Here is a 26,470-nt window from a genome sequence, read left to right on the forward strand (position 1 = left end):
TGAGCAATTCCTCTTTCACTTCTTCTCGTATTGGTCTATAAGACCTACCCATGATGGCACGCGCATCGAAGCGGCCGTTTCTAACGTGTGAGACTGTGTCCAACCCGTTACATTACTGACAGTTTTCGGGTGCCCCCTCTCTTCTTTCACCGCCTCCCCGCCCCGGGGCGGCCCTACTATGGAGGCATGTCTGAGACCTCCAATTCTCCTTCACCCGCTGCAGACATTGAGGAAATTGTCGCCGTTGTCCTACGTGATACCCACGGCCGCGTGCTAGTCCTCCGCATCACCTCCACCCCAGAATTCGTCCTGCCTTTCGGCTCCATTGACAGCACCCTCAATCCCGCCCGCGCGGCCCAGCTCATCGCCCACGAAGCCATACGCGCGGTGGTCGATATGTCCAAGCTGCGCCGGCTTGCCACCTATATCTCCCCAGCCGCTAACGACGCCCCACAGACTATCCACGCGCACGTGTATGTCTACGAAGAAGAAATCTCTGTTGTACACCCCGACAAGGAGATTGCCGAGCTAGCGTGGGTCGATCCCGCTGCCCCGGACGTCGATGTCGCCCCGTTACTCAAGGAGAGGGTATTCCCCGCCTTGCAGGAACTCTAGCCTCCCAAGCCTTAGACTCCACCCCATGACTACGCAGCGACTACTCCCCGTTCTCGCCGCCGGTTCCCTTGCCCTTGCGCTGGCCGGCTGCGCCACCGATGACAGCACCGACGCCACGCTTTCTGACGTCTCCCCTACAACCACCCAGGCCGCCGACGCCGAATCCGGGGCTCCAGCACCCGCGGCTCCGCAATCGCCCGAGGCCGATGCTCCGGCCCCAGAGGACTCCCAACCTGCGGAAGACCACGACGCTGAATCCACTCAGAACACCGACCCGGCCGCAGCTGGCAACGAATCCTGCGCAACGGCCCAGCTCGATATCGGCTTAGCCGATGAGCAAGGCGCTGCCGGTTCGCTTTTGGCGGATATCACCTTCACCAATACGTCTTCCGAACCCTGCACTTTGCACGGCTTCCCCGGTGTTTCCGCCGTCACCAACGATGACGGCACTCAGCTTGGCGCCGCCGCCGTGCGCGAAACCGGCAAGGAAGCAACAACCGTCACGCTTCAGCCCGGCCAGTCGGCCCGCGCGGGCCTCAAGATGACCAACGTTGGGGTCCTCGATCCCGCTTCCTGCCAGCCCCAGACAGCCGACGGCTTGCGCGTGTACCCACCCGGCGAAACCGCCAGCGCTTTCATCCGCGTCGAAGGCCTCCAGGGCTGCGCGGGCGATGCGAATTACCTCTCAATCCAGCCAGTCACCGCAGGTTAAGCTGCGTGTACCCCAGCAGGTTTTCGCACCCGTCTACACTCGCGACTATGGAAACCAAGAAGCTGACATCGCTGGTCTTTGGGAACGTAGTGCTGGAATCGCACATGACGAAGACGATTATCGTCGTCTATTCCGACGACATGCGGTCATGGTACTTCCGGCCGAGCCCATATACGGAGCTCAAAGTGCCCCTCGATGAGCTGCGGGGGAAGCTGAGCAGAGAACGCGCGGAGCTCATCTCAGAGCGCATTTTTGATAACGTCAAGCTGGAGCTCGAGGAAAGCTACCCCGGAGGCGTCGTCCGCGCCCAAAAAGATCTCTGCGGCTGGCTCTTGCATGAGGAATCAGCCGCTTAAACCATCGTCAGGCCGGTGTACCTGCTGATTTAGGCTCTATGCGGCCCGTTGGACCGTATGCCAGCCGGCGATGCGCCCACTCGAATGGGCCGGGTTTGCCCCAAGCCTCAAGCAAAGCGGCAAGAAGCAGCGTCAGGACAAAGACCAACAGACCGATTCCGAGCTTGCCACTCACCGAAGCATCCGCTCCCAGACCGAAGCCAGCCGGGGTAACCAGGACAATGAATAATATCGACTGCGCAATGTAGCCCGACATTGAACGCTTGCCCAGCGCTACAAAAGCATAGGCCCACCCGGGAACACGGTTGTTGAGGTTCTCTGTGAGCAGTGCCAGTACAGCCAGAATGCCCGGCCCAGTAAGAAAACCGAAAGCTTGGTTCAGCATGAAGAACACTGGTTCCAGTTCTATTGGCAGGACACCAGCGGCAGCAAGGCCCCACGGAAGCCCCACAAAGACGATGACCACGCCTGCGATGACAACCCAGGTAACCAGGGTGCGGCGGTGCGCAGAAACGCTGGCCAGCACACCCTCCCGCGCCCAGATGTACCCGATGAGGAAAACACCGGTCAGCCCAACAAACATCAAGGGGATCTGTCCCAAAGCAGCGATCTCACCGCGCAGGTTGCGGGCGAAGTAGTCGCCGAAGGTGACAAGGTCACCGGTCATCGGCCGCGAACTGGGCAGAGGATTGAAGTAACCACAATAGGCTCCCAATGCACCTGAACCGGCGAAAACTGCATAGCCGCCAAAGAACCAGTAGGCAATGCGCCGCAGCGTGCGCGTCGAGAGCGTAAAGCACCAAGCCACAGCGATGCCCATGAGGCCATAGACCAGCATGATGTCACCATCGAAGAGCAGGAAGCCATGCGCTAGGCCAAAGACCGCCAGCAGCCCGTAGCGGCGTACCAGAATGCGTCTGGATTCCGTATCGGTGTAGCCCTTGCGGTGCAGGCTGGCAGCAATGAGACCAATGCCGAATCCCAACAGCATGCAGAACATGGGCAGGCCACGTACCCGAACAACCATGGCCGTAAATACCGCGGAGAAAATGTTTAAAGTGCTGCCGGGGCGCACACCACCCACGGTGGAGCTGGGACCTATCGACCAATCATTGACTACCCAGCTCTGCACAGCATTCGCCATGGCGATGCCCAGTAGGGCCGTTCCACGCGCGAGATCCGGCACGATGAGCCGTTGTCGTTTCTCCTGCATACACCCTATTTTACTCTTCTCAAGCATCATCTAAGGGCCGTTTGACTAGGCTAAGTCCCATGCCTGAGCCACTGTCCTACTCCTCCACCGAGGGCTTCCCGCAGCTCCACATGTCCCGTGTCATCGATGCCGATTTCGATACCGCCGCAGACAAACTGTTCCGCTGGCGCCTGCAGCGCAGCGGTCTTTTTCGGGTTCGCCCCAGCCACGCCACGGTGGAAGAAGGCGCGGAGGTCGGCCTCGGGTTGGGGCCGTGGGAGTTTCGCTGCCGGGTAGTAAAGGTGTTCAAGGAGCCTGGACGTTGTGGATTTACGTACGGCACCCTCCCCGGCCATATCGAGCGCGGCGAGGAAACCTTTACGCTGGAGCTCCTGCGGGATGGGCGCACGCTGCTGCTTGTCGACGCCTCCTCCCAGCCCGCCCGCCTCACCTTCCTGCGCCCGCTGCTCGATATTCCCCGGCGCGCACTGATCTGGTGGTTTTACCTGCGGGCGCTGGATGAGTGATAGGGATAGCAGCCGCTTTAACCGCAGTCCCAGTCGAAGAGAACCTTGTCGAAGTTACGCGCAGCGAGATCCTCCGGGTGGATGTAGAAGTTTCCGATTCCTCCATCACCCCATTCGAAGGTGCCACCATTATCCACCGTCGCGAGTGTGATGTGCTCATCGCCGATAGGCAGCTTGCTGGGGTTCCAGTAGGTGGCGTAGCCGCCGAGGCGAACCTCGCACTGCCCGTCCTCGAGGTTTACGCGCTCCTCTGATTCCTCAGCGGTGGGATCAACGCTGAACCCCTCGGCTTCAACGCTGGCCACAATCTCATCGAACAATTCCTTCTGGCCGTCCTTAGTATCGCCGGGGAGCTTCGTCGCCTCGATTGTGGTTTCCCCGTCGATAACGCGCCGCGTGATAATGCCCCAGCCGTATGTGTGAACATCCACCAGGTCCTCGCCGCGCCGCAGGAGAGCCCTAAGGTCGTTGTTCCAAAAGGCGGTGCGGCCGAACTCGTGCGCGTTTTCGGTAACGCTCAGCTCGCTCAGCTTCCCGTCGATAGTCGTAGCCTCCAGCGGTTCCTCCGCTGGGTGCTCTCCTGAATCCTCTACTTCCTCCGGCACCTCGCCTACGTGTGGGGCGGAGATGTCTTCAAGGTATCGAGCGAAGGGCGTGGAAGTGCGTTCACCTGTCGCCACATACTTGTTACAGAGTTCCATTCCCCATCCGTACTCACCGGGTACGAAAAGCTGAAGGAGGCCGGAGGTAGGGAAACCGGGAAGCGGTTCAAACTCAGCGAAGTTGAACTGGGCAATAAAGAACATGGGCTCGTCGTCGTACTCGGGGTACGGCGCGTGCTCTGGCAGGTACGGGGTTCCGCACAGCTTGGAGGTGGTAGGCGAATCTGGGCGGGCGCTTTCCGCAAAGTCGATGATCGGGCGCGTGGGGACACTGTCGAAGGAATACTTCAGGGCATAAAAGTCGTCTTCTGCTGTCATGGGGCGATTTTAAAGAAGAATCATGCAGGTAGCTCGGGGGATATTCCCCACCGCCTTTTCGAAGGCAAGCGGCACGCAGGCGTTCAATGTAGCTTGGCTCACATGGAAAACACGTCACGCTTCTCTCTAACGCCCCTGTTAACGGCGTTGATCGCTGTTCTTGGAACAACCGCTCTTGCCGTTGTATCAGGCCTCTTTCCAGTAGCCTCTGCTGAAGAAGAGACGAATGCCCCCAGTTCCTCTTCCAGCACCATGGCTCCGACCATGGTGGTCTTCGATTCCTCCGGTTCCATGATCACCAACGATGCCGGCGGGCAGACCCGCATTGATGCCGCCAAAGATGCCGCCCGCACCTTCATCACGGAGGCTGGTGACGACGCCCCTCTGGGGCTTGTCACCTACGGCGGCAACACCGGCGAGGCCCCTGAAGATGAGGCGGCCGGCTGCCAGGACATCACCGTGGTCACACCACCCGAGGCCGGCAATTCCGACAAGATGATCGCCCACATGGATGGCCTGCAACCGCGCGGCTTTACGCCCATCGGCGAGTCCCTGCGCAAGGCCGCCGCTGAGTTACCAAAGGAAGGCCAGCGCAGCATCATCTTGGTCTCGGATGGCGTTGCCACCTGTACCCCGCCACCAGTCTGCGATGTGGCGAAGGAGCTGAAGGAGCAGGGCATCGACCTAGTCATCAACACCGTCGGCTTCAACGTTGAGCCCGAGGCTCAGCAGGAACTGCAGTGCATTGCCGACGCCACCGGCGGCACCTACGCCAACGCCTCCGACGCCGATAGCTTGGCCAAGGAGCTGAACCGTGCGGCCCCGCGCACCTTCAACGCCTACGAGTCCAACCTAGAGGAGATCGAAGGCGGCAAAACCGAGGGTTCCCCCGCCAAGGTAGACCGTGACATAGAGGCCTTCTCCACCACTCTTCTGCCGACGGAAGGTAAAGGCCACTCGGCTGAATCCGAGACATTCTTCACCACCCCCATTGCTGAAGGCGAGCGTGTGGTGATCAGCGCTACCACCACGCAGACTCCCAGCATCAATAATTTCCGAAAAGGCGGATCATTCCACTTAGGTATTGATGCAGCTGAACTATCCTGTGAACTCGACTCCGCTTCCGCCACTGATACCTCAGTGAACCAGTACCAGACCGCAACCTTGTACAGCACCCAAGGTGGTGAAGAGGGGTGCGACTCCGATCAGCTCGCTTTTTCGATTCAGCGAAAAGGTGACTGGAAGCAAGATGAAGAGCTCGGGGTGGAAGTGACCATTACCCGCTTCGGTGAGCCGGATATGGACGGACAACCAGATCCGGCCGAAGAAAAGACCGAACCAGACACCGTCACGGCTTCCGGTGACCCCACCGAGATTACTCCCGGAACGTGGTTCACCGACGCAGCTGAGCTCACCCCGCAGCAGCCGGTGCGCGCACAAATTGTCCCCGGTGAGACGCACTTTTACCGGATGCCTGTCGAACATGGGCAACAGCTTGCTGGCAACATCGCCATGGTCGAAGAAGCCGATGACTTTGACAACAATGGACCGGGTGACGCCCTGATCGTTACCGCGTACAACAAAGCCCGTGCACAAATTGACGTTGAGGGTTCCCACGCAACCATTCAAAAGGACAGCAAGATCGATTTCAGCTACCCAGCTCCCATCCTCTTCTCTAATCGTTACGGTGGCTCACACAACGATGGTGCGGGAGGTCTAGGAATTGAAAAGGTATGGCAGGGCGGCGAGCAATACATCGCCGTCAACTACGAGAAGCTCCTCACCGACCAAGAAATCGACGAAAACACGCAGCTTCCCGTGCTGACCTATGACCTCGTTGCGGACGCCGTGGGGGATCCCGTTCCGGAGCCGACCTTCGCACCAGTCAAACTTGAGACTGAGAAGCCCTCTGCACCAGCGGAAAAAGACGCTAAAGAAGACACGGAGAACCGCGCGCAAGAAGACGATGACTCCTCACTCTTCTCCGGATTCCCCTTCCTCTTGGTAGGGCTCGGGCTCCTCGTCCTCTTCGGCCTCGTCGTTGCTCTGGTTGTTGTTATCAGGAGCCTCAACCGCTAGCCCCGCTGACCACGAACGTCATTCACGGTAATTAGAGCCCCGAATCTGCAAAGATTTCGGGGCTTATTTACGGTGACTGTCGTGACGTAGTACTCCACCCTGTAGGGCAGAGCCCTCCGCTACTGAAGCGAGCCCACCGCCTGCCTCAAAGTGTGCGCAACCGACAACGCCGTAATGGCAGAGGTTTTGGGATTCACTGGATGTGGAGAAGATTCGCTAACCAGAGAGAAAGCGCCGGCGGAGCCTGATACCTCGATGTCATGGCGTGTTTTAATCAGATTCGGAGAAGCAACTAGTTCCACCGATACGCGCTCAAGTGATCGCGCAAGCAACTCGTCATCGCTGGAGCCTCTGCCGCGAGTTGCCCAAGCAAGAGCGACGGAAACATTGACGTTGCCAGGGAATTTTGCAATCGCGTCACTAGGCCTACCGCTGAAAAGTACAAACGGTTCTGTTGGGCTTTCTAATTGAGCGCGCTCAGCATCATTCATCCAGCCTTGAATGAGAGACTCTGCATTCTTGGTGGTTCGAATCTTTACGGTATCCACGGCATTCGACTCTGCTAATGCCGCCCACAGATCGAATCCTCCGATCGCACCGGAGGTAACATGCACTTTCCCAGGCCCAGACAGCAGCGCCTGGCGCGTGTCAGGATCGGCCAAAGCGCCTACCGAGGTCAGCACCAAATCCTTGCCGCGTGTAATCACTGCCGGTCCGTGTTCTTTCGCCGCCGAAACGCCCGCGCATTCAACCACGATATCGTGGGCATCGATGAGCTCTAGAAGGTTGTCATTGTGAAGCGATACTCCCAAGGCGCCGCGTTCTCGGTGCGGGGCAGCATCACGAACAAATGCACTGACTTCGAATTCCGATGGATCAAAAAGTGTCACCAATTGACGTCCGATTGCACCAAAACCAAGGAGTAAGACTCGTGGAGCCGAAGCAGACATGACAATCCTCCATTACCGTGCGTTTTAGATGTGAACCCACTCTATCCATTTAGCTCCGCGTACCGCCGGAAAATGAAAAAGAACCCCACCAGCCATGTTGACTGATGGGGTTCTGGAAGTTGGTAGCGGGGGCAGGATTCGAACCTACGACCTCTGGGTTATAGGATTATATTCGAGCCTAACAGGTGTTATTCGATTCTTACCGTGCAGTTTAGGCGCTTTTTCGATCATTCAGAATCATTTAGAATCATCCAGAATCATGACCCTAGTGCACCATCTAGTGCACCACCCTCAAGTGCCGACTGCATGGCCGAAACGTCGGTAAGGTCCGTGTAGTTTCGGGCGTTCATCGCCTCGGTGTGACCAAAGAAAGCACTGCGGATCTCAGCAGGAACACCGCGAGCGATTGCGCGGTTATTCAGTACCGTACGCCAAGCGTGAGACCTCATCGAAGAAACAGCCCCGTCTTCAAGTTGGACGCCAATATCTTTATAGAGCGCCGCGCATGCTTTGACGGCATTATCTGTCCGCCAATGCGAGTGTGCATCCCCCGGTGCAGGAATAAGTGGATCACCGGGACCAATTGTTTCGATTCGCTCTCGCCAGAATCTCTCGCACCGCGCATCAAGCATCGGCACGGTACGCCCCCGGTGGGTCTTGGACTTCTCAGGACGCACTGTTACTGCCAGCGAGCCCTGCGCGACCGTCACGTCCTCTCGGGTGAGCGCGAGCGCTTCGCTAATGCGCAGGCCTGTGCCCGCTTGCAGCACGGCCAGCGCCACTGTGATTTCGTGCTTCTTAATGGAGGTATGCCGTCTATCCGTCCCCGGAGGTATCGGCCCAGTGGTATCGCGCTCTATGAGATGATCAACTACCGCGTCATATTGAGCATCGGTAAGCGCGTGCGACTGTGCAGGCTTACTGCCTTTGCGGGTATCTCCGAGGTCAATGGAGATACCTCTCAGAGGATTGTGCTCAACAAGGCCTTCGCGAATCAGCTGGTCCAAGACGTACTTACTTAACACTGTGCGTGCCTGTCGCGCAGACTCAGCGCCATGATCTCGGCCGATGTCCTGCAACGCCTTTTCAAGAGTCCTAAATCTCACGGCGTGGCCGATCGTGAGTCCATCAAGATGGCGGCGTAGCTGTGATAAGGCTAGTTCATAGCGCTTTCTCGTGTTCAATCTCAGGCGCGCGGCTTTAACCGCTGGTTCACTCACCTCATCCATAAAGGTCGTAAGGCGTTGCGCCTTCGTCCAGCTACTCGCTGACGTATTGAGGACAACATCGATCTTTTCTCGAGCCTTGGTTCGAAATTCACCTTTCGTCTTCGCGCGGATGTGAATGCGTTTGGAGCGCCCTTCCCAAGTCTTGACGGTGACAAACGCGTCGAACGGCCCTCGTGAGAGCGTGTCCAGGACTCGCTCAACAGTATCTTCGCCCGGCTGTAGTGGTGCGCGTGATGCTTGTTGCCTCTTTACCATACACAAGACTATAGCACCACTTTTGTAATGGTTCGAATGTTGGTAGCCTGGTAAACATGAACACCCAACGCCCAGCCCCCTGGGACGCCCCCAAACTCGTACAACTCCGGCTCGATGATGGCGCAACCACTCAGGAAGAACTTGAAGCTGAGCTCGCAGCGCTCGCACGCGACCTCAAGAGCATCAACGCTCGCCTCGAAGAGTTGACTACTCAAATTAAGACCGCACATGGCGATAGAGCGCTTGCCTCGGCCAGACGTGGACTAAAAACACTGAAGAAGAAGCTCACGGATCGCCTACGCGTGCTTGCCTACGGAAGGCTGCCTGCGCCAGGCCTTAAACCTGAATTGGCACCCACTGCCTATGCAGGCTTCCACTGGGCCTCGTCCTATAAGACCAATCTCCCCGTTGATGAATGGTTTCCACCCCTGCTCAAATGGTCATAACGGTCGAAAGGGTTCACAGTCGTCGATTAGCAGTGTTCCGCCACACCGCCCAAGAGGCAAAACCCGTTACACGCAGCAGTGGAGGCCCTAACATTGAAACCACGAAGTACACACGACAGCCGAACGAGGACGCGGGGCAGCGAGATATGTATAGCGAAAAGAAGTAATTTACGAAACGCGAAAGCATAGCTTGATCAGCGGACATGCATTACGTTTCACTATTTCTCACCCTTTGACGAGCGTCTAGACGAAGAAAGACGTCTTGCCCACATCAACACCCATAGTGAGCGCCAATGCATGACCTGTGCCACCAGGGGCGCCTCGGAACCATAATGCCCGTCATGGAACTAGGAGGTCCGGGGGGATACTGGGGCTTATTTCACCCTAACTCTAGGGAAAATGAAAAAACACATTCATTGGTATTTACCAACTAAGGTGTTTTTTGGAATTTCTACACGGCAGGCGCTGAATCCTACCCCTTATCCCCTTTATTTCCCTGCCTCCCCGTTTCGACATCTGCCATACGCAAGCCACGTCACTCACAACGTCTATGTTTCTCTACTTTGAAGGAGTTGGATTGAAAAGTCGCTGAATTACGAAACACCACCGCGATCATGCCGATCCACACAGGTCGCAGCCCTGTAGCTTGTTTCGCATTTTTGATTTTCGTAGTTTTGCAAAACCACCGGTCAAGCGTTTCGTCATTTTTTCATTATTTGAACCTCAAGCAACGAAACGATGCAGAACTACGCGACGAACATGCGCTAGGGGGTGCATTTACGCCTGCCTCAACCCAGACTGCTGCCCCTTGCCAAATGGCCCGCAATGGGATAGAGTGGTTGTCAGCCTTCCGGGTGTCGCCAGCGAGGTCCCATTTATCGGTCCTCGAAAATGAAAGTGGAATCACGAATTAGAACCGGGCATGAAATAGCTCCTAAGCGCAAACTGCGCAGGCTGGGGTGAATTTTCCATGTCTGGAGACAGTTCATCGTGAGTACCCATGTAGATCTTCCCCGTCTTTCTGTTAAGCCGACAGCCGCTGCTGAAATGCTTGGCTTGTCGCGCGGCACTCTTGCAAACTGGCGTGCCGAGGGACGAGGTCCCCGCTACATTAAATCTGGTAGACAAATCCTCTATCGCGTCAAAGATCTTGATGCTTGGCTCAACGCACAACCCACGATCGGGGGTGCAGCCTAATGGAGACAAAAGAAAGCGCCCCCATCACCGCTGATGAGGGCACCAAAACCACTAACACCGATATTACTACCGTTGACACTAAACCATCAACCTCAAGTAAAGGTTTAGAGTTAGATTCCCTGTCGGATGAGCACCTCGCTGAGCTGCGTGCCTCTGGTATCTCTGATGAGGTCATCGCAAGCTGTGGTGCATACACGGCTTATGCCACTGAGGATCTACCCGAGCCGCTGCAGTGGATCGGCAGGTTCCCAGACGCAGCCCCATTCCTGGTCTATGAACTTCAAGAAGCAGATAAAGGAACGACCTGGCAGGTAAAACCTCAGCCCGGCACTGTAGTACTGGCAGATGGTCGTGCACCCAAGTACATCGGTCCTTCGAAGGACTCCGGCCATCCCGTACCTTCGCTGATCGAGCGGCGCGCAGTCCATGCTGGCACACGCCGTGTGCTGCTGGTTGAGGGTACGAAACAACCCTTGGCCGTGATGTCGATCACTGACGATGACACTGCTGTGTACGCTCTGCCCGGCATTACGTCCTGGCAGGGTGGTGACGCTGGCCCTTCCCCCGCATTCCAACTTGTTGGTGGCCTGCCCACCTACATCATCGCAGACGCTGATGCTGCAGCAAACCGTCTGGTCTATGACGGTGCCCAGGGACTTGGCACACTGTGCCGCCGGTGGGGTGCGACCCCCGTTCGTTTTGTAAATGTTCCTGGCGGCGGCAAGCAAGGCATCGATGACGTGCTCGGTAATATCCCCGCGGATCGTCGCGAGACGATGCTTGAGCTGTGGATTAAGCAGGCAGGCGATAAGCCCTGTCAGAAGCGGCCCTCGATGACTCAGGCACCCTCGCAAACTGCATCAACTCCGCAGGCGGGCAGTATGAAGCCATCCGTCAACTCTGATCTTGAGCCGTCGGTCTTCTACGACACCGTGGATAAGGCCGTTTACGACAAATACGCAGGTACGAGACTGTTTCGTACCAACGACAAGCTCATGGCCTTGGAGAAACGAGACGGACGTAAGAGCCTTGACACCGTTGATCTTCCCTATGCTATTGACCTTGCTGCGCAGACGATTCAGGTCGAACAACACATGGCTAAGAAAGTAGTGGTCAGGCCACTCGGCATGACTGAGGCCGCTGTGATTTTTAACAAGAATCGTGTGTCGAAGTATCCCTCCATTGAGGGTATTGCCGAAGCCCCTATCCTCTCGGAGAGTGGAAATGTTGTCTGTGAGTCTGGCTACAACGCTGAGACGCGTAAGTTCTTGGATCTTTCAGACGATCTCGAAGGCTTCCACGTACCTGACGCTCCTACCGCTGACGATGCTCTGGAAGCGCTGGAGACGCTGTTGGAGCCGTTCTGTGACTTCCCGTTTGCTTCAGAGGCCGATCTCACCCGCGCGGTGTCCATGCCTCTTACATTGCTTACAAGGTCTGTGTGTTCAACGGCCCCCTTGGGCCTCATCTCGGCAAATAACCAGGGTACTGGCAAAAACTTATGTCTGCACGTTGCCAGCATTATTGCGACGGGTCGGGTTGCACAGTTTCAAAAGATTCCCGTCAGCGAAGAAGAGATGGAAAAGGTGCTGTATTCTGCGCTTTTGTCCGGCCGCACCACGTTAATGTTCGATGAGGCTAGTGGGGGGCTGGAGAGCGAAGCGTTGGCTTCGATGATCACCGCCGAGGTCTACTCTGGTCGCATCCTCGGCAAGTCTGAACACAAGTCAGTACCGAACAGTGCGTGTGTGTTTGCTATTGGCAAGAAGGTTGCAGCCCGAAAAGACATGTCGCGCCGTACCATTCCTATTATTTTACATTCGGATTTAGTCAACCCTGAGGCACGTGATGATTTTAAGCATCCAAACCTCAAAGAATGGGTATTCCAGAATCGAAAAAGGCTTCTTGAGGCTGCTCACACGATGATCCGTGCCTGGGTTGTTGCCGGTAAACCCGCACCTCCTTCTGGATATGACGTAGGTAGTTTTGAAGAGTGGTATTTAACCGTAGGTGGCATTCTCGCCTTCGCAGGTCGTAGTGACCTCATGGAGGGTGTGCGCGAGTGGCGCAAGGAGTCGGACGACAGCGAGCTGGAAGATCTTGCCCATATCGCGTGGCTAGACGAGGTTTTCGACGGCAAGCCATTCCGTGCTTTCGACGCGCAGAAGGCTATTGAAGCGCGCAACGTCGGCGGTCAGTTTGTTCCTTTGCCTTCTGGGCTTTGGACAATTGATAACGCCACGGCCCAGCGCCTTGGACGTAAGTACACCCGTTTCCAAGACAGGCCCTTCGATGGTTACGTCATGCGAAGCGCTGGGATGGTTAACCATACGAAGCGGTTCCAGGTCGTACGTGTCGATCCTGACGATGACGACGGTGACGATAGCAATGGCGGTAACGGTGGTGACGGTGGCAGCGGTGGTACTCCTCCGCCGACACCGGGACCAACACCAACACCTGCAGAAACAGCAGACGGGCAGGCAGTACCCTCAGCACCCGCCGACAGTACAACCGTCGTGTTCGACCTTGAAACGGGTGACGCAGGTGTTGTGCAGGTCACGGATGATCCAGGATTCGTGCGTCTTGCTGCTTACTCGATCAACGGTGCTGAGCCTGTGACCACCACCGACATCGCTGGTGAACTTATTCCGCTGCTGGAGACTGCCGACACCATCGTTGGTCACAACGTTGTGCAGTTTGACCTGGCTGCACTGCGACGGCTCTATGGCCTCGATGACAAGGCGCTCATCGACGCTGGCAAGGTGCATGACACGATGATCCTCTCCCAGCTGGCTGCAGGTGGGGACCGCAGCCTCAAATACAAGCTCAATGCCGTAGCTAAGCGCTGTGGTGTAGACGGCAAGTTGCTGGACGACGGTAAGACGGCTCTTGAGGTCCTGGAGGAACGGTTCGGTGGGTTTGACAAGATTCCCGTGGATAACGCCGAGTACGTTGCTTACGCACTACAGGACGTACGCTCAACCTCCGCTGTCTACGAGAAAATGCTGCCTGCTGCCTTGGAAGCTGTCAGCGCAGAGTATCTGCAGCGTGAACACGAGAAGATGCACGCCCTAAGTGTTGTGGAGTCTCACGGCGTTCGAGTGGACATGGTCAAGGTCAAAGAGGCCTTGGCAGAAGAGGCAGCCGTCAAGTCTGAGATTCGCACCTGGCTTGTCGATGTGGTCGGTATCCCCAATAAGGGGAAAGCGCCTTGGATGACCAAGGAAGGCAAACAGGCTATCTCAGACTATCTAGATAGTTTCGGCGTTGCTGCGCTACTCACGGACACGGATGAGATCAGTATCAGCGCGAAGGCGTTTAGCCAGCTTGCCGAACAGCACGCAAACGTGCCCGAGATCGTCGAGCTGGCAGCCAAGATGGAGAAACTGCTTAGGTCTTCCACACCGGCCTCGACGGTCAAGGAAAACCTTCACGGAGACAAGGTGTATCCAAGTATCCAGGCAGACCAAGTCACGGGTCGTCTCAGCACCACGAAACCGGCGCTAGCGGTCTTCGGTAAGCGTACTGATCGTCTCATCAGGCAGCGCGAGATGATCCTCCCTGACAACGCTGATGAGGAACTGCTCTCGGTGGATCTCTCGCAGATCGACGCGCGGTGTCTGGCAGCAGGTAGCGGCGATGCAGCCTACGCAGAACTGTTTGCCCCCGGCCGTGACGCGCACACGGAGATGGCTATCAGAGTCTTCGACGATGCGTCTCGCAGGCCTGATGCGAAGAAGCTAGCCCATGCCATGAACTACGGCATGGGGGCCAGGGGTTTAGCAGCCGATGCGGGCATCTCTGTGATGGAGGCGAAGAAGCAGCTTGACCGTCTGCGCTTCGAGTTTCCGACGCTCGAATACTTCAAGAATTATCTACGCAAGCACGCCGAGGCACTTGGCTGGGTTGCCACGGGGTTCGGCCGCCGGGTGGCTGTCAGCCGTGGATCGGCGTACACCCAAGCCCCTGCCGCCTACGGCCAGGGGACGGCCCGAGACGTGTTCCTTGAAGGTGTGATGAACCTTCCGCAGGAGGTCTTGGAGATGGTCCGCATCTTCGTCCACGACGAGATTGTGTTGTCGGTCCCGCGTGACCGTGCTGACGAGATCACGCAGACAGTTATGGCTGCCTTCAACGCTGTAACGCTGCCCGGCAAGGACGGCGTCGAGGTACCTGTTTTGTCCGACTTCGCAGGCCCTGCTGAGTCCTGGGCTGGTTGTAAGGACTGACCGAAGTTGAGCACGAAACGGCGCACACGTGGACCGCCTCAGGAGTCCCGCGCAACATTCCAAAACAACTTTGAACTAAGGAGTAAACCGTCATGGGCAACCTGACTTCAAGAGTGACAGAAAGCGTGACTGGCACGCGAACAAAGCAACCGCTAACACCCGAGACAGCTGGTGTGCTCGGCGCTGACTGGCAGCGGCTGGCCACAAAGGCCACGCAAGCCGAGAACGACATGCGCGAGGTGGCTGAAGGAGCGCCCGCTGCTTCAGCCGAACGTGATGTCCAAAGCGCCGCCAAGGACATCATCAAAGTCTCTCAGTGGTCGCGCCAGAAAACCAATAACCGTCGCCTCAAGCAGGCGATGGTGTCCCGGACGGCGGCCTCGAAGAGGTCGTCGTCAAAGAGCCATAACGACGTTGAAATGGAGTTCTAAACATGGCCACGAAGAAAACGAAGATCGAGATCGCTCTGGAGCGAATCGAGGCTGAGAAGCGCGCTCGCGAGGAAGCCAAACGGCGTGAGAAGGAACAGCAGGACAAGCTCCTGATGGAGCTTGGCCGAGTGTTGGTTGACACCGCCACGAAACCTACTTCCGAATGGGCGTCGTACCGCGACCGAACGGTCGCGGAGCTGCTCGCAGCGCTGGGGCTGGATGTGGTCGGTGAGACCGCATCCGACGCCTCACGTGGTGAGGTAGAGCGACCAACGGGAGATTCTGACCAGTCTGTCGGCTGGTCAGATTAGGGGGTCAAGGGGCCCTCCCCTTGCCAGCCGCCCCCGAAGGCCCGGCGTCAGCCGGGTGAGCGCCGGAGGTGCTCAGGGCGATGCTGGCCGCCCTTCTTTGGAGCCGACTTCGACTACCACCAGTGCTCACGGAATACGCAGTAATCCGTGAGACGGAGGTAGCGCGAAGCGTGCGAGAAATAAGGGCTATCTCCCAACTCGCGTAAGCGAGTTGGGAGATCTACGTAACACAAAGTAATAAAAGATGAAGGATACGAAAAAATTGAAGTTAGATGGCCCGGTAAGTAAGCGGTTAACGCTGCGTCTCAACGCTGAGCAGTGGGAAGTTGTCAGTGAGGTCGCCAAGCGAACGAACCTGACTCCTGCTGAGGTCATGCGGGGGGCGATATATACCCTTTCCGACCGCCTACCACGTGGGTGGGCTGAACGAATGAACGACCCTCCCGAGGATTTCCAAAACGATGTAAGGCGGCTCTGGAAAGAGATCAACAGCATCGGTGTAAACATCAATCAGCTCTCGCGTCTCGCACACACGTCCGGTGATGCGGAGTTGATGGGCATCATTCGCCTTGCACAGGAGGATTTGCGGCGACTCAAAGAGGCGGTGGGCCGATATGTCCGTCACAACAGTCGATAGGTCAAAGAGTCTCTCCTCGCCCGTCGTCTACGCGGTCTACGGCACACGAGCGAATGCGAAAGCTGGCCGGGTCCGTGCGGCAGCGCTGACCGTCGTCTGCGGCGAAGAAATGAAAAACGACAGCGGCGGGCGCTGGGCCGGGCTCGAGTTCATCGAATCCGGACGCGAGATTATGGGTCGCTACGGCAGTCGCAGCAACCAGGCCATTACGCTGGTTCAATCCTGGTCGCGTGACGAACTCGACGGGGACAATTCCACCGACGTGCAGAAGGCCAATGCCATGGGCGCGGACCTTGCGCAGAGGTTAGCTCCCGGCACACCGTACGTCATCGCCACCCACACTGACGGCAAGTCACGATGCGTCCATAATCACATCATCTTGCTCAACCACGACCTGAATACTGGAAAGGCAGCGCCTAGGCGTACGAGCAACTGGCACGCGGTCAAAGCTATTAACGATTCCGTCATGCGTGACTGGGGCATGAGAACTTTGCAACCGAAGGGCTTTGTCAAGCACCGACGTGCCGAGCGACTGGCACTCCGAGATGGCAAGAGCGTCGACTCAACTGGTCTGGAGATCGACGAACTGACAGGTGAAACCTGGGCGGATTTCTTGCGTAAACGCGTTGATGCGCTTGTGAGTGACGAGCGGGTCCTCACCGCCCCAGATGGACTGCAGAAAGCCTGTGAGATCGCCGCCGAGTACAACCTCTCGTTGAGGTCAACAGACGGCGATCTCAGCATCGGCTTGATCGGTGACGACGGCGAGGAAGCGGTCTACACGACACGCACGCCTAAGGGTCGTAGTCGCAGGCGGAAAGCGGCAGACGCTGGCTCGAAATTTGGGCCTGGCTACACCACCAACGGCCTGCGCGACCGTATCGCGGAGGCACAGGCACAACTGGCGGCAGCACTGGCGCGCCAGACGCGAATTGAACGACTGAAGAAACTAAAAGAAAGCGAGGAAGACAGTGATCAAACAAGCGCTTACCGGACAACAACAGCAGGCCCTGGAGACGTACCTCGAAGAGAGCCTCGACCCCGTCCTGGAAGCCCTGGAGACTATGCAGGAGCAGCGCACGAAGGACTCAGCGAAGATGGCCACCGCACTCAAAGCGATGGACGCACTGGAGAGCAGGATTTCGAGCATCGCGGCCTCGGAGGGGGAACTGAACACATTGTCCGAGCAGCAGCAGAAGCTCAACAAGCAGCTGAAGAAGCTCGCTCGGACAACGGTCGGCACAAAGGAGTACGACCAAACGCAGAAAGCAGTCGCAGAAACCATCAGCAGCCTGGTCAACATGCTGACAGATATGGGTCCGGCTATGCGGAACATTCAGAAAACACTGCTCGATCTGGCGAAGATGTACCGAGCAACAATCGAAGTCGCGAAACACCCAGTGAGGCTCAGCGACGAAAGCGCCATGAGCGTCTCGCGCGGCTTAACCAGGCAGTTAACGGCTTGCCTGAGTTCCGGTATTAGGCCCGTGGTTAACGAGTCGTTCGAGCGGGTCCAGACCGACCTCGACAGTACGGTCAACGCAGCCGTTTCACGATTGGAGAAGGAGAGTGCCCGACTCTCGAGAGAGCTGGAGAAGGTGAGCGCAGAGCGACAGAAGTTGGCCGAAGCCATACAGAAAGACACTGATCGGATAGATAACACCAAAAGGTTCGCGCTCTGGTCTGTCCTAGCAGCCCTTATGGCAAGTGTGGGATTCGTGGCCATTGGCGGTCTTGGCGTAGGCGTTATGACGTACCTCGGTTTCCCTGACGGCCTGGGGGCACTTTGGGGTCACGTCGCTGATGCTGAGACATGGTACTCGACGATAGGGTGGCTAACTGTCACAATGACAGTCATTGGCCTCATCGTCGGTCCTATGTTCTACCTTGCCTTGAAACTGACCAGAGACGATTAGCTGGAGAAGAACAAACCCCTTAGGGGACTGAACTCCGGAAAGTGGGCACGGGGGATTCACCAAGGTGCGATAGTCAGGGTCGCTGGTCTAGCGGCTCACCAGCTGACGTGGGAAAACAGACTCATCCTGAAGGACTTCCCGCTTCAGTGATGCGTTAAGCGACCCCTCCAACGGGCTGTCCGCATTCACCCCAATCGACCCCACCTACTGGGTGACACCGAACTACTCGGTGTAGGTCTTGCGTGGCATGGCGGAAAGGTTCCTCCTTCCGCCAGCGAAATACTGGTTTCAGTGTGCCCACTATCCGGTGGCCAGGCCCCACTGCATAGGTCAGAAGCTCGGGAACTAAACGAATAAGCCGGACGTTATTAGCCTATACAAGTAATTATTTAGCTCAAGTGAAAGGTTTCACATGTGTAATTATGAATACGACATTTTTGCGGTTCCGACCGCATTTGATAACCGGGATACCCAGGAGGAATTCTTGGATCTCTTCGAGATCGATGAGCAGGAGACGAGTTTCAAGGACACCATCTTCAGTGTGGTCCTAAAGTATCGGGGCAAAATTGCCGTCGCGTCAACATCGAAACTTTATCTTCATCATCTTCCCGAGGACGTGTTGTGTCAGCTTCCGGATACCTTCGCGGAGCCTACCGACGTCAGCTACGAAACCGTGATGCGCATCCTGCGCGACATCTTGCGCAGTTACGAAAGGGGAACCGACGGCCTCAAGGTCCGAGGCGACATCCGCAGGGGTCAGATCTTGCACTTCTGGGAACCGTAACAGGTGCCTGGACTTGTAGAACCAGGGGATCCCGTAGGTGGTCGGCAACCTACACTAGGCTAGACAGGGGCTAAGTTGGATGAATATCATTTCAGCGACATGCAACCTGTACGGACCGATGTAGGGGTCAGCCACGACCTCGGCGACCCCTACCTGCTCTAGGACTTTCGGCAATCAGGCGATCTCGATGTAGCCCTTGACCAGGATGTGCCCGAACCCAAAGCAACTCACATAGTGCACTTTGTAGTGGTTAGCGACATGGCAGTGCGTCATGAAAGATGCCCGCGCCTCACCGGCAAAGCTCTGATGCCGCATAGCCTTGGCACCCCGGGCCCTAGTAATTCTGAAAAATACCCCCGGAGGTTTTTGAACTGGCCCCCATTTGGTGGACACCTGATATCCAGCCCAGTCGGGCGGGGAAGAAAGGTAATCTACCACCATGTCCAGGTACTCCGAAGAGTTCAAACGTGATGCCGTGACCCTCTATGAGAACAACGAGGAGCTCTCACTGAACTCAGCATCAGCAGAGCTCGGCATCAACCGTGCCTCGCTGCATTGCGCGGGCTAGAGGATAAAAATAGAGCGTTTGCTACGCAGCTGGCGAGGAGAAACCCTCCGAGATGACCTGCTGCTGCTGCTCGGGACGTGATGCCATAGCCTTTGACAAGATGATGTGAAGAACAAAAGTGACAATCAGCGCGCCAAGTCCAGCTGGGAAGTCAAGCGGGAGGGCGAACCAGTATTGGAATGCGATCCCGCATAGGGCACCAACAATGAATGAAAGTACAGCAGGCAGGCGAAGCGGAGGCATATGGTTAGGATCTGCGGTCGAGTACTCATCGCGACGAAGTAGGTAATAGTCAGCAAGGATAGGTCCGGCCAGTGGAACGAATGCAGCACCAAGAATGGTGATGAAGTCGGAGAAGAAATATTCATAGAAACCAAGGGAACCGAGAATGGTGCCAACAATTCCAACTACAATAACGATCTTGCCACGGTGCAGGCGAAGGCCGGCGCTCTCGGCGGCAGGGCCAACGTAGAGGGCATTGCAGTACAACTCAGACATGTTGGTTGTCCACAGAGCCAAGACCCACAGCGTTACGCCGACAATAGTTAAGAATAGGCCTTTTGTAACCATCCAGGTAATAAAATTCGAGTCACCTGTCGAAATTGAACCGACATAACCGACAATATTGAGCAAAGGATTAGTCAAGATAAAACAGGCTGCAGCTCCGATAAACACGTGAGTCACCTTCTTGGCGTAGCGGAAGATATCTACACCCATAATGACACCCGCAATCCATGCACCAAGCATGATTGTCACGCCCGTGCCTTGGGACATGCCCGAACGGGTTGAAGCTTCATCAATTACCTTATCAAATCCGCCAAATTCACCAACCATCAAGACCGCGGCTACCAGTGCAACGATGAGAACAAATGGTGCAGCCCAGCCTGAAATCGTTTCGATAGCCGTGATGCCCCTCCACGCGGAGTAGGTAAACACAGCGCCCCAGAACAGGCACAAAAGCACGTATTCAAGAGACAACCCGTTAACAACTGTGATGCCCGTGAGATCGCCTACAGCTACGTCGAAAATTGAACCAACCATGCCTACGATTGACGCAAACCAACCGAGGGTCAAAAGCGCCATGATGAGCATTGGCAAAATCATGCCCATCTTGCCGTAGGAAATGCGAGAAATCAGGGAAAGGTTAAGCCCTGTACGCATTGCCGCGAGACCGAGCAGGAATGTGAGAATAAGAAGGAGGCCCTCGCCTACTGAGATTGCCAAAAGGGCTTGCCCGAATGTCATCCCCTCGGCGCCTCCCTGCCCAGCGAGTTGACCGCCCACAATCAATCCTGTTGGCACGTACCCAAATCCAACCCAGATAGCGAACATCGACGGGCGCTACGTAGCCGAGCCCGACGCGGGTCGACTGCTTTTAAGTTTCGATAACTTGTTTATCGACGGCTGGAGCATGTTCCACATTTTCCGTGAGTGGAAGCAGGCCTACGACCACGGCGTAGACAGTCTCGATCCGGCAATCCCCTATTCATTTAAAGACTATGTCGAAGCCACGATTGAACTGTCACACAGCGACATCCATAAGCGTGACCAAGCCTATTGGGAATCGGCAGTGGATACTATTTATCCTGCACCGCAGTTGCCGGTGACCGACACAAACGGCGCTAATACCTCGCAGTTTTGCCGCCACCACGCCCTGGTGGACGCTGCGAAGTGGCGCCGGATTAAGCAACGGGTACGTGAGGAGGGGATGACCGAAGCCGTATTCCTAGCCGAGGTATACGCCGAAGTCCTAGCGAGGTACAGCGATGAGCCGCGACTTAGCATCAACCTGACCCGGTTCGACCGCACTCGGTTCGCCCCCGAGGTTGACCACATAGTTGGCGACTTCACCAGCCTATCTATTCTCAGCGTGGATACCCAGTGTGCACCATCGTTCCGGGACCGCGCTGCAGCGCTACACAGGCGCATGTTCAGCAATCTCGATCACGGCAGTGTCTCCGGCGTGTCGGTGCAGCGAATGCTTACTAAGCAACGCGGTGCTCGGGTAACCATGCCGGTGGTCTTCACGTGTGGCCTGGGCGTCGTGGAGCACCCCGAGTCAGATCAGAGTCCTTACCTGGGCGTAATCGATCATGGCCTATCGCAGACGCCACAGGTATGGATGGACCTCCAGGTCTATGAACACGATGGTGGCCTGATGCTGAATATGGACGCGGTCGAGGCGATCTTCCCCGACGACATGGTGGCGGAGCTTTTCACCAGCCTTACAGCCACTCTCTCGCACCTCGCAGAGTCCCCTGAACTCTGGAACGCGCCCACCAGTACCATAGCTCCGACGACCAACGCGCCCACCGCAGATCGAATCAACGACACAGACCGGGAACTCCCCGGAGCGGATAAGAGCCTACTGGGGCTGTATCAGAAGGGACTTGCCGAGCATGGTGACAACCTCGCGGTGATAGACGCCACCACGCAATGGACATACGAGCAACTCAATGAGCAGTCGGATAAGTGGGCCCAGCTTATTGCTGCAACTGACCCGGCGCCTGGTGATCTCGTTGGCATCATGATGGAAAAGTCCGCACAACAGATCGCAGCGGTACTAGGCGCAATGAAGGCCGGATGCGCCTACTTGCCGCTGAGCGTGGACCAACCGGTGGGGCGTAACACTTCCATCATCAACGATGCGGGTGCATCCATTGTTGCGATGGACCATCCGGACGATGATTTCGCTGCGTTAGCCGAGCACTGCACAGTCATCACTCTGGCCGATGTCGCCCGGCATCGGCCAGGTGACCAGGCCTTAAGCGAATCGAGTCCGACACCCAGCTCGCTTGCGTACGTCATCTACACGTCTGGTACGACGGGCACTCCCAAAGGAGTAGCCATCACCCACGAGTCGGCGGTCAATACGATTGTCGATGTCAACGAACGCCTCGGGGTGACTCCGACCGACCGGATATTGGGGATTTCAGAGCTAAACTTCGATCTATCGGTATACGACATCTTCGGGATGTTCGCGCGGGGTGCTACCTTGGTGTTGCCATCTCCAGCAGACAAACGTGATCCGCAGTGCTGGGCAGATGCCGTAACTACGCACTCGGTGACGCTGTGGAACTCTGTGCCAGCACTTTTTTCGATGTACGTGGAACACCTCCGCGAACGGAGCCTCATTGGTTCCTCCGTACGGTCGGCACTACTCAGCGGAGATTGGATACCTGTAAATATCGCTTACCAGGTCAGCACCCTCTTCCGGGACTGCACAGTTTTCGCTGCTGGGGGTGCTACCGAGGCATCGATATGGTCAAACTGGTACGAGGTAGGCGTCGATGATGCCTCGCGTACCAGCATTCCCTATGGAACGCCGCTGGCAAATCAGCGAATGTACATCCTCGATGAGGCCCTGAACCCCCGACCCACGCATGTGCCGGGAGACCTTTACATTGCCGGACGTGGCCTGGCCATGGGGTACTGGAAGGACCCAGAGAAGACCGCAGCATCATTCATCACCCACCCCCGCACCGGCGAACGAATGTACCGCACGGGCGACAAGGCCCTCTACAATCACCTTGGTCACATCATCTTCCTGGGGCGCGAGGACGGTCAGGTTAAGGTCAACGGCTACCGCATCGAACTCGGTGAGATCGAGTCAACAGCACGAGAATTCAACGAACTCCGCGATTGCGTCGCTGTCAACGACCATGGCATTGTTCTCTACGTTGTTACGCATGAGGGCTTTAACATGGCAGCACTCGATAACCACCTCGCCGAGTCTCTCCCTGCCTATATGCGTCCACGCGTGATATCACGCATTGATGGGCTACCACGGTCTTGGAACGGCAAGATTGATCGCAAGAGTTTAGAAGGAAAAACCTTTGAACAACCACAAACAAGGGAACGCTCTCGTAATCACCGAGATTCGGGTATCATTACCGTCTTGCAAGAACTCCTCGGGCCCAAGGAGATCAGCATCGACGATGACTTCTTCACCATCGGTGCCGACTCGCTCACGGCCGTGCGGCTTACTAACTCGATTCGTCGAGAAATGTCAGTAGAGATCTCCATACGTGACGTATTCAACCATCCAACGGTCCGAGAATTGTCCGACCTGATCGCCGACATCGTCGGCAGCGACGTAGAAGAAGGCGAAATTTAGAGTTCATGCCACACCTGTTTCACTCACCTGACAAGCCACTTGCCCCCAACCCAGTGCTACGCACAAGCAGCCTAATCTGAAAGGAAACATCATGCCCAGTACTCCCCACACCACCCCGAAAGATGCAAAAGCAGGACGGCTGAACATCACCGACCTGATGAACATCGGCATCTTCTTCGTCATCAACTTGGTAGCCGGCGTGGTCATCGCCTTCATCGGCATCACCCCCATCACCTACGTGATGATCACCAGCGTTCAGGCCCTCATCCTGGGCATCCCGATGATGCTGTTCTTGGCCAAGGTGCACAAGCCCGGCATGGTCTTCATATTCCTTCTTCTCAGCGGCCTCGCCAGCCTGCTGCTTGGTTTAGGCATATGGCCACTGCTGCTCAGCTTGGTCATGGCCGTGTTTGCCGAGTTAATTTTGCGCGCCGGCAAGTATACGAGCGCAATACACAGTGTGATCGCCTATGCCTTTATAGCAGTGTCACCCACCGCATCATATATTCCGCTTTTCTTCACCACTCGGCGCTACATAGAGAGCAGCGGCATGCAGACCAAATATGGTGCTAGTTTCGCGGATGGCCTCACCTCTATTGGCCAGATGACTTGGCTATTCCTCATCATTGTGATAGTAACCTTCGTCTGCGGGATCCTCGGCGGGATCCTCGGCCGGCGCATCTTCACCAAGCACTTCCAGCGAGCAGGAATCGCCTGATGTCGCCCACTTTGCCCGGATCAGGCACGCACACAGCGGGACTCCATCTGGACCCACGCACCACGGTGCTGGTCATCCTCGTGGTGTCCTCGGTGCTCATCTCACCGGCCGGGTCCAGTGGGGCGCTGGGCAGCACCGCCCGGTGGATGCTCATTGCCGTTCCCGGGGCACTTTTCCTCGCCTCCGGCATGGTGGCCGCTGCACTGCGATACGCACTCACCTTCGCGGTGCTCGCCGGCTTTCCTGCGGTGGTGGTACAGGCCCTGCCCGAGCGCCACATCATCGTGGACGTGTGCGCTACGTGGTTCGCAGGGCTTTCGCTCATCCTCCCTGGCATCACGTGCTGCTGGTACCTACTACGCACCGTCTCGGCCAGCGAATTCATGGCCGCGATGCAGCGCATGCGGAGCCCCGACGCCCTGACCATCCCCACGTCCATCATGTTCCGGTTCTTCCCGACGATTCTCGAGGAATACCGCGATATCCGCACCGCCATGCAGATGCGTGGCATCTCGGGCCTGCGCAACCCGATCGCTATGCTCGAATACCGCTTTGTGCCACTGTTGGCGTCCGTTGTGAGCATCGGCAACGAGCTGGCTATGTCTGCAGTGACCCGCGGATTGGGCTCGCCTCGCCGACGAACCACGCTGTGCGAGATAGGCTTCCGCGTAGGCGACGCAGTAGTCATAAGCGTGCTCGTCGTGTCCCTGATCCTACTACTGGTAAATATAGTGATGCTGCCGTGATAAAGCTGCACGATGTGTCACTATCCTATGGTCAAAACACAGCGGAGCCGGTGCTGCACCACGTAAATCTCACCGTGGCGAAGGGCGAACTAGTTCTAGTGTGTGGCGAATCAGGCTGCGGTAAGTCCAGCCTGCTACGCCTGATAAACGGCGTGGCGCACACGTTCTGCGACGCCCAGATTTCGGGGGAGGTGCTGCTGGACGACGAAGACATCACTCATGCCCACCCACACGACATCGCCGAACGCGTAGGCTCAGTGTTCCAAAACCCCAAGTCGCAATTTTTCACGCTGGAAGTAGCCAGCGAACTCGCCTTTGGCTGCGAAAACCTCGGCGTGGCGCCCAACGAGATTCGACAGCGTATTGGGGAACTTTCCGCAGATTTCGGCATGGTTCATCTCCTCGACCGGCACCTGTTCACACTTTCCGGCGGCCAGAAACAAAAAATAGCATGCGCTTCAGTGGCCGCGATGCACCCACAGGTACTACTACTAGACGAACCATCATCAAATCTCGACCTCGCCGCCGTCGATGAGCTGCGCCGCATCGTCGCGCAGTGGAAGACACAGGGCCGCACCGTCCTGATCGCTGAGCATCGGCTTTCCTACCTAGTTGACATCGTGGACCGAGTGCTGGTTATGCAGGACGGGCAGATCGCTCATGATCTCAGCGGCTCGGAGTTTCGCACCCTAGACAAGGCCGAACTGTACCGCATGGGCTTGCGCTCAGCGCAGCAGGTCCCCGAGGTGACCCGCGAGCCACGCCCTTCAAGTGGCACGATGGTGCTCAAAAAGCTACAGTTCACCTACCCCAAGGCTACAGAGCCATCCCTGAGCATCAGCCACACGGAGTTGCCGCAAGGACAAGTCATCGGCGTGGTAGGACGCAACGGGGCCGGAAAATCTACCTTTGTGCGCGTTCTGACTGGCCTGGAATCTAAGGCCACCGGCGTGGTGGACATCAATAACCGCTCGCTCTCGGGTCCCCGGCAGCGCCTGCGCCAGTCCTATTTAGTAATGCAGGACGTAAACCACCAGCTTTTCGGGGAGAGCGTGGAGTCCGACGTAATCATCGGCACCAGTGGACCGGCTGGGAAAAACGAAGCGCGCCTTACCGAGGTGCTTGGTGCACTTGATCTCGCGGACAAGCGGGCCCGGCACCCGATGTCGCTTTCGGGCGGCGAACGCCAGCGCGTGGCCATCGCCTCAGCAGTCCTAAGTGAGCGCGAGGTAATCGTCTTCGATGAACCCACCAGCGGGCTGGACCTGTGCCGCATGCACCGGGTGGCCCACCTGCTAGACGCCCTAGCCCGGCAGGGCAAGACCGTTTTGGTAGTAACCCATGACATGGAGCTGGTGGCGCGGTGCTGCGATCTTCTCCTGCGCGTGGAAAAAGGCCGCCTTACCGCCTGCGAACCGTGCGATGATCTCGCACTGGCGCGCACGGTGCGGTATCTACGCGGCCGCGACAGCTAG

23 protein-coding genes and 1 pseudogene are annotated in these 26,470 nt (G+C 57.0%); 19 read left to right on the forward strand and 5 right to left on the reverse strand.

The window, feature by feature from the left end:
* Nucleotides 1–186 precede the first annotated feature (186 nt).
* The 3 genes from HMPREF2807_RS09015 to HMPREF2807_RS09025 are packed head-to-tail and all read left to right on the forward strand — an operon-like array spanning nucleotide 187 to nucleotide 1,683.
* Entirely contained in the window at nucleotides 187–615 is a 429-nt protein-coding gene (locus HMPREF2807_RS09015; RefSeq protein WP_070512073.1) for an NUDIX hydrolase, read from the forward strand.
* Between the two features lie 25 nt (nucleotides 616–640).
* Nucleotides 641–1,327 carry a DUF4232 domain-containing protein gene (locus HMPREF2807_RS09020; RefSeq protein WP_070512076.1) on the forward strand — a complete coding sequence of 229 codons (687 nt, stop codon included), beginning with the start codon at nucleotides 641–643 and terminating at the stop codon, nucleotides 1,325–1,327.
* Nucleotides 1,328–1,374: 47 nt separating this feature from the next.
* Nucleotides 1,375–1,683 carry a hypothetical protein gene (locus HMPREF2807_RS09025; protein ID WP_070512079.1) on the forward strand — a complete coding sequence of 103 codons (309 nt, stop codon included), beginning with the start codon at nucleotides 1,375–1,377 and terminating at the stop codon, nucleotides 1,681–1,683.
* A gap of 7 nt (nucleotides 1,684–1,690) precedes the next feature.
* Here the strand turns inward: HMPREF2807_RS09025 and HMPREF2807_RS09030 are convergent, their stop codons facing one another.
* On the reverse strand, nucleotides 1,691–2,896 hold the full coding sequence (locus tag HMPREF2807_RS09030) for a DUF418 domain-containing protein (protein ID WP_070512083.1): 1,206 nt from the start codon (nucleotides 2,894–2,896) through the stop codon (nucleotides 1,691–1,693).
* A 59-nt stretch (nucleotides 2,897–2,955) separates the two neighbouring features.
* On the opposite strand from HMPREF2807_RS09030, the gene HMPREF2807_RS09035 reads away from it, so the two are divergent.
* On the forward strand, nucleotides 2,956–3,402 hold the full coding sequence (locus HMPREF2807_RS09035) for a DUF1990 domain-containing protein (protein ID WP_070512087.1): 447 nt from the start codon (nucleotides 2,956–2,958) through the stop codon (nucleotides 3,400–3,402).
* Nucleotides 3,403–3,419: 17 nt separating this feature from the next.
* Here HMPREF2807_RS09035 and HMPREF2807_RS09040 read toward each other — a convergent pair whose 3' ends face one another.
* Nucleotides 3,420–4,382 carry a YwqG family protein gene (locus tag HMPREF2807_RS09040; protein WP_070512090.1) on the reverse strand — a complete coding sequence of 321 codons (963 nt, stop codon included), beginning with the start codon at nucleotides 4,380–4,382 and terminating at the stop codon, nucleotides 3,420–3,422.
* 252 nt (nucleotides 4,383–4,634) lie between these two features.
* On the opposite strand from HMPREF2807_RS09040, the gene HMPREF2807_RS09045 reads away from it, so the two are divergent.
* Nucleotides 4,635–6,461, forward strand: a complete 1,827-nt coding sequence (locus tag HMPREF2807_RS09045; RefSeq protein ID WP_232751655.1) for a vWA domain-containing protein — start codon at nucleotides 4,635–4,637, stop codon at nucleotides 6,459–6,461.
* Between the two features lie 119 nt (nucleotides 6,462–6,580).
* On the opposite strand, the gene HMPREF2807_RS09050 is transcribed toward HMPREF2807_RS09045, so the two are convergent.
* Together HMPREF2807_RS09050 and HMPREF2807_RS13530 are read right to left on the reverse strand one after the other, a co-directional pair.
* A complete protein-coding gene (locus HMPREF2807_RS09050; protein WP_070512094.1) occupies nucleotides 6,581–7,411 on the reverse strand; it encodes an aspartate dehydrogenase domain-containing protein in 831 nt (276 codons plus the stop codon).
* A gap of 257 nt (nucleotides 7,412–7,668) precedes the next feature.
* A complete protein-coding gene (locus tag HMPREF2807_RS13530; RefSeq protein WP_232751656.1) occupies nucleotides 7,669–8,895 on the reverse strand; it encodes a site-specific integrase in 1,227 nt (408 codons plus the stop codon).
* A gap of 56 nt (nucleotides 8,896–8,951) precedes the next feature.
* On the opposite strand from HMPREF2807_RS13530, the gene HMPREF2807_RS13915 reads away from it, so the two are divergent.
* The 10 genes and pseudogenes from HMPREF2807_RS13915 to HMPREF2807_RS13750 all read left to right on the forward strand — a co-directional run bounded on the left by HMPREF2807_RS13915 (nucleotide 8,952) and on the right by HMPREF2807_RS13750 (nucleotide 19,414).
* Nucleotides 8,952–9,341 carry a hypothetical protein gene (locus tag HMPREF2807_RS13915; protein ID WP_158010536.1) on the forward strand — a complete coding sequence of 130 codons (390 nt, stop codon included), beginning with the start codon at nucleotides 8,952–8,954 and terminating at the stop codon, nucleotides 9,339–9,341.
* Nucleotides 9,342–10,331: 990 nt separating this feature from the next.
* Nucleotides 10,332–10,538 (forward strand): helix-turn-helix transcriptional regulator, encoded by a 207-nt coding sequence (locus tag HMPREF2807_RS13535; protein WP_255365581.1) that lies wholly within the window; start codon nucleotides 10,332–10,334, stop codon nucleotides 10,536–10,538.
* Nucleotides 10,538–14,767 (forward strand): DNA polymerase, encoded by a 4,230-nt coding sequence (locus HMPREF2807_RS09065; protein WP_070512101.1) that lies wholly within the window; start codon nucleotides 10,538–10,540, stop codon nucleotides 14,765–14,767. Before HMPREF2807_RS13535 ends, HMPREF2807_RS09065 begins: the two co-directional genes overlap by 1 nt.
* Nucleotides 14,768–14,859: 92 nt before the next feature.
* Nucleotides 14,860–15,198, forward strand: a complete 339-nt coding sequence (locus HMPREF2807_RS09070; protein WP_070512104.1) for a hypothetical protein — start codon at nucleotides 14,860–14,862, stop codon at nucleotides 15,196–15,198.
* Nucleotides 15,199–15,200: 2 nt separating this feature from the next.
* Nucleotides 15,201–15,509: a hypothetical protein gene (locus HMPREF2807_RS09075; protein ID WP_070512106.1), complete on the forward strand. Its 309-nt coding sequence runs from the start codon at nucleotides 15,201–15,203 to the stop codon at nucleotides 15,507–15,509.
* A 244-nt stretch (nucleotides 15,510–15,753) separates the two neighbouring features.
* Entirely contained in the window at nucleotides 15,754–16,146 is a 393-nt protein-coding gene (locus tag HMPREF2807_RS09080; protein ID WP_066512200.1) for a plasmid mobilization relaxosome protein MobC, read from the forward strand.
* Nucleotides 16,147–16,318: 172 nt separating this feature from the next.
* Nucleotides 16,319–16,633: pseudogene (locus HMPREF2807_RS14380) on the forward strand (relaxase/mobilization nuclease domain-containing protein); the annotation flags it as partial.
* Between the two features lie 484 nt (nucleotides 16,634–17,117).
* Complete coding sequence (locus tag HMPREF2807_RS14215) at nucleotides 17,118–18,062, forward strand: coiled-coil domain-containing protein (RefSeq protein WP_066512197.1); 945 nt, start codon at nucleotides 17,118–17,120, stop codon at nucleotides 18,060–18,062.
* Between the two features lie 412 nt (nucleotides 18,063–18,474).
* On the forward strand, nucleotides 18,475–18,846 hold the full coding sequence (locus HMPREF2807_RS09090) for a hypothetical protein (protein ID WP_066512193.1): 372 nt from the start codon (nucleotides 18,475–18,477) through the stop codon (nucleotides 18,844–18,846).
* 439 nt (nucleotides 18,847–19,285) lie between these two features.
* Entirely contained in the window at nucleotides 19,286–19,414 is a 129-nt protein-coding gene (locus HMPREF2807_RS13750; RefSeq protein ID WP_066512189.1) for an IS3 family transposase, read from the forward strand.
* Nucleotides 19,415–19,435: 21 nt separating this feature from the next.
* Here the strand turns inward: HMPREF2807_RS13750 and HMPREF2807_RS09105 are convergent, their stop codons facing one another.
* Nucleotides 19,436–20,746: a purine-cytosine permease family protein gene (locus HMPREF2807_RS09105; RefSeq protein ID WP_083306710.1), complete on the reverse strand. Its 1,311-nt coding sequence runs from the start codon at nucleotides 20,744–20,746 to the stop codon at nucleotides 19,436–19,438.
* 37 nt (nucleotides 20,747–20,783) lie between these two features.
* Here HMPREF2807_RS09105 and HMPREF2807_RS09110 point away from each other — a divergent pair, with 37 nt between their 5' ends.
* The 4 genes from HMPREF2807_RS09110 to HMPREF2807_RS09125 all read left to right on the forward strand — a co-directional run bounded on the left by HMPREF2807_RS09110 (nucleotide 20,784) and on the right by HMPREF2807_RS09125 (nucleotide 26,470).
* A complete protein-coding gene (locus HMPREF2807_RS09110) occupies nucleotides 20,784–23,531 on the forward strand; it encodes a non-ribosomal peptide synthetase (protein ID WP_255365585.1) in 2,748 nt (915 codons plus the stop codon).
* A 91-nt stretch (nucleotides 23,532–23,622) separates the two neighbouring features.
* Nucleotides 23,623–24,249, forward strand: coding sequence for an MptD family putative ECF transporter S component (locus HMPREF2807_RS09115; RefSeq protein ID WP_014307391.1), 627 nt, complete (start codon nucleotides 23,623–23,625; stop codon nucleotides 24,247–24,249).
* Nucleotides 24,249–24,995, forward strand: a complete 747-nt coding sequence (locus HMPREF2807_RS09120; RefSeq protein ID WP_070512117.1) for an energy-coupling factor transporter transmembrane component T — start codon at nucleotides 24,249–24,251, stop codon at nucleotides 24,993–24,995. Before HMPREF2807_RS09115 ends, HMPREF2807_RS09120 begins: the two co-directional genes overlap by 1 nt.
* Entirely contained in the window at nucleotides 24,992–26,470 is a 1,479-nt protein-coding gene (locus HMPREF2807_RS09125) for an ABC transporter ATP-binding protein (RefSeq protein ID WP_070512120.1), read from the forward strand. Before HMPREF2807_RS09120 ends, HMPREF2807_RS09125 begins: the two co-directional genes overlap by 4 nt.

The sequence above is a fragment of the Corynebacterium sp. HMSC074A09 genome (assembly GCF_001811545.1).
Taxonomy (GTDB): Bacteria; Actinomycetota; Actinomycetes; order Mycobacteriales; family Mycobacteriaceae; genus Corynebacterium; species Corynebacterium hiratae.

Coding starts and splice junctions, on each gene's coding strand:
- HMPREF2807_RS09040 (WP_070512090.1), bottom strand. CDS start 4,382: ATGACAGCAGAAGACGACTTTTATGCCCTGAAGTATTCCTTCGACAGT.
- HMPREF2807_RS09015 (WP_070512073.1), top strand. CDS start 187: ATGTCTGAGACCTCCAATTCTCCTTCACCCGCTGCAGACATTGAGGAA.
- HMPREF2807_RS09020 (WP_070512076.1), top strand. CDS start 641: ATGACTACGCAGCGACTACTCCCCGTTCTCGCCGCCGGTTCCCTTGCC.
- HMPREF2807_RS09025 (WP_070512079.1), top strand. CDS start 1,375: ATGGAAACCAAGAAGCTGACATCGCTGGTCTTTGGGAACGTAGTGCTG.
- HMPREF2807_RS09070 (WP_070512104.1), top strand. CDS start 14,860: ATGGGCAACCTGACTTCAAGAGTGACAGAAAGCGTGACTGGCACGCGA.
- HMPREF2807_RS09090 (WP_066512193.1), top strand. CDS start 18,475: ATGTGTAATTATGAATACGACATTTTTGCGGTTCCGACCGCATTTGAT.
- HMPREF2807_RS09035 (WP_070512087.1), top strand. CDS start 2,956: ATGCCTGAGCCACTGTCCTACTCCTCCACCGAGGGCTTCCCGCAGCTC.
- HMPREF2807_RS09115 (WP_014307391.1), top strand. CDS start 23,623: ATGCCCAGTACTCCCCACACCACCCCGAAAGATGCAAAAGCAGGACGG.
- HMPREF2807_RS09065 (WP_070512101.1), top strand. CDS start 10,538: ATGGAGACAAAAGAAAGCGCCCCCATCACCGCTGATGAGGGCACCAAA.
- HMPREF2807_RS09120 (WP_070512117.1), top strand. CDS start 24,249: ATGTCGCCCACTTTGCCCGGATCAGGCACGCACACAGCGGGACTCCAT.
- HMPREF2807_RS09050 (WP_070512094.1), bottom strand. CDS start 7,411: ATGTCTGCTTCGGCTCCACGAGTCTTACTCCTTGGTTTTGGTGCAATC.
- HMPREF2807_RS09045 (WP_232751655.1), top strand. CDS start 4,635: ATGGCTCCGACCATGGTGGTCTTCGATTCCTCCGGTTCCATGATCACC.
- HMPREF2807_RS09105 (WP_083306710.1), bottom strand. CDS start 20,746: ATGTTCGCTATCTGGGTTGGATTTGGGTACGTGCCAACAGGATTGATT.
- HMPREF2807_RS09030 (WP_070512083.1), bottom strand. CDS start 2,896: ATGCAGGAGAAACGACAACGGCTCATCGTGCCGGATCTCGCGCGTGGA.
- HMPREF2807_RS09075 (WP_070512106.1), top strand. CDS start 15,201: ATGGCCACGAAGAAAACGAAGATCGAGATCGCTCTGGAGCGAATCGAG.
- HMPREF2807_RS13750 (WP_066512189.1), top strand. CDS start 19,286: ATGTCCAGGTACTCCGAAGAGTTCAAACGTGATGCCGTGACCCTCTAT.
- HMPREF2807_RS13530 (WP_232751656.1), bottom strand. CDS start 8,895: ATGGTAAAGAGGCAACAAGCATCACGCGCACCACTACAGCCGGGCGAA.
- HMPREF2807_RS09080 (WP_066512200.1), top strand. CDS start 15,754: ATGAAGGATACGAAAAAATTGAAGTTAGATGGCCCGGTAAGTAAGCGG.
- HMPREF2807_RS13915 (WP_158010536.1), top strand. CDS start 8,952: ATGAACACCCAACGCCCAGCCCCCTGGGACGCCCCCAAACTCGTACAA.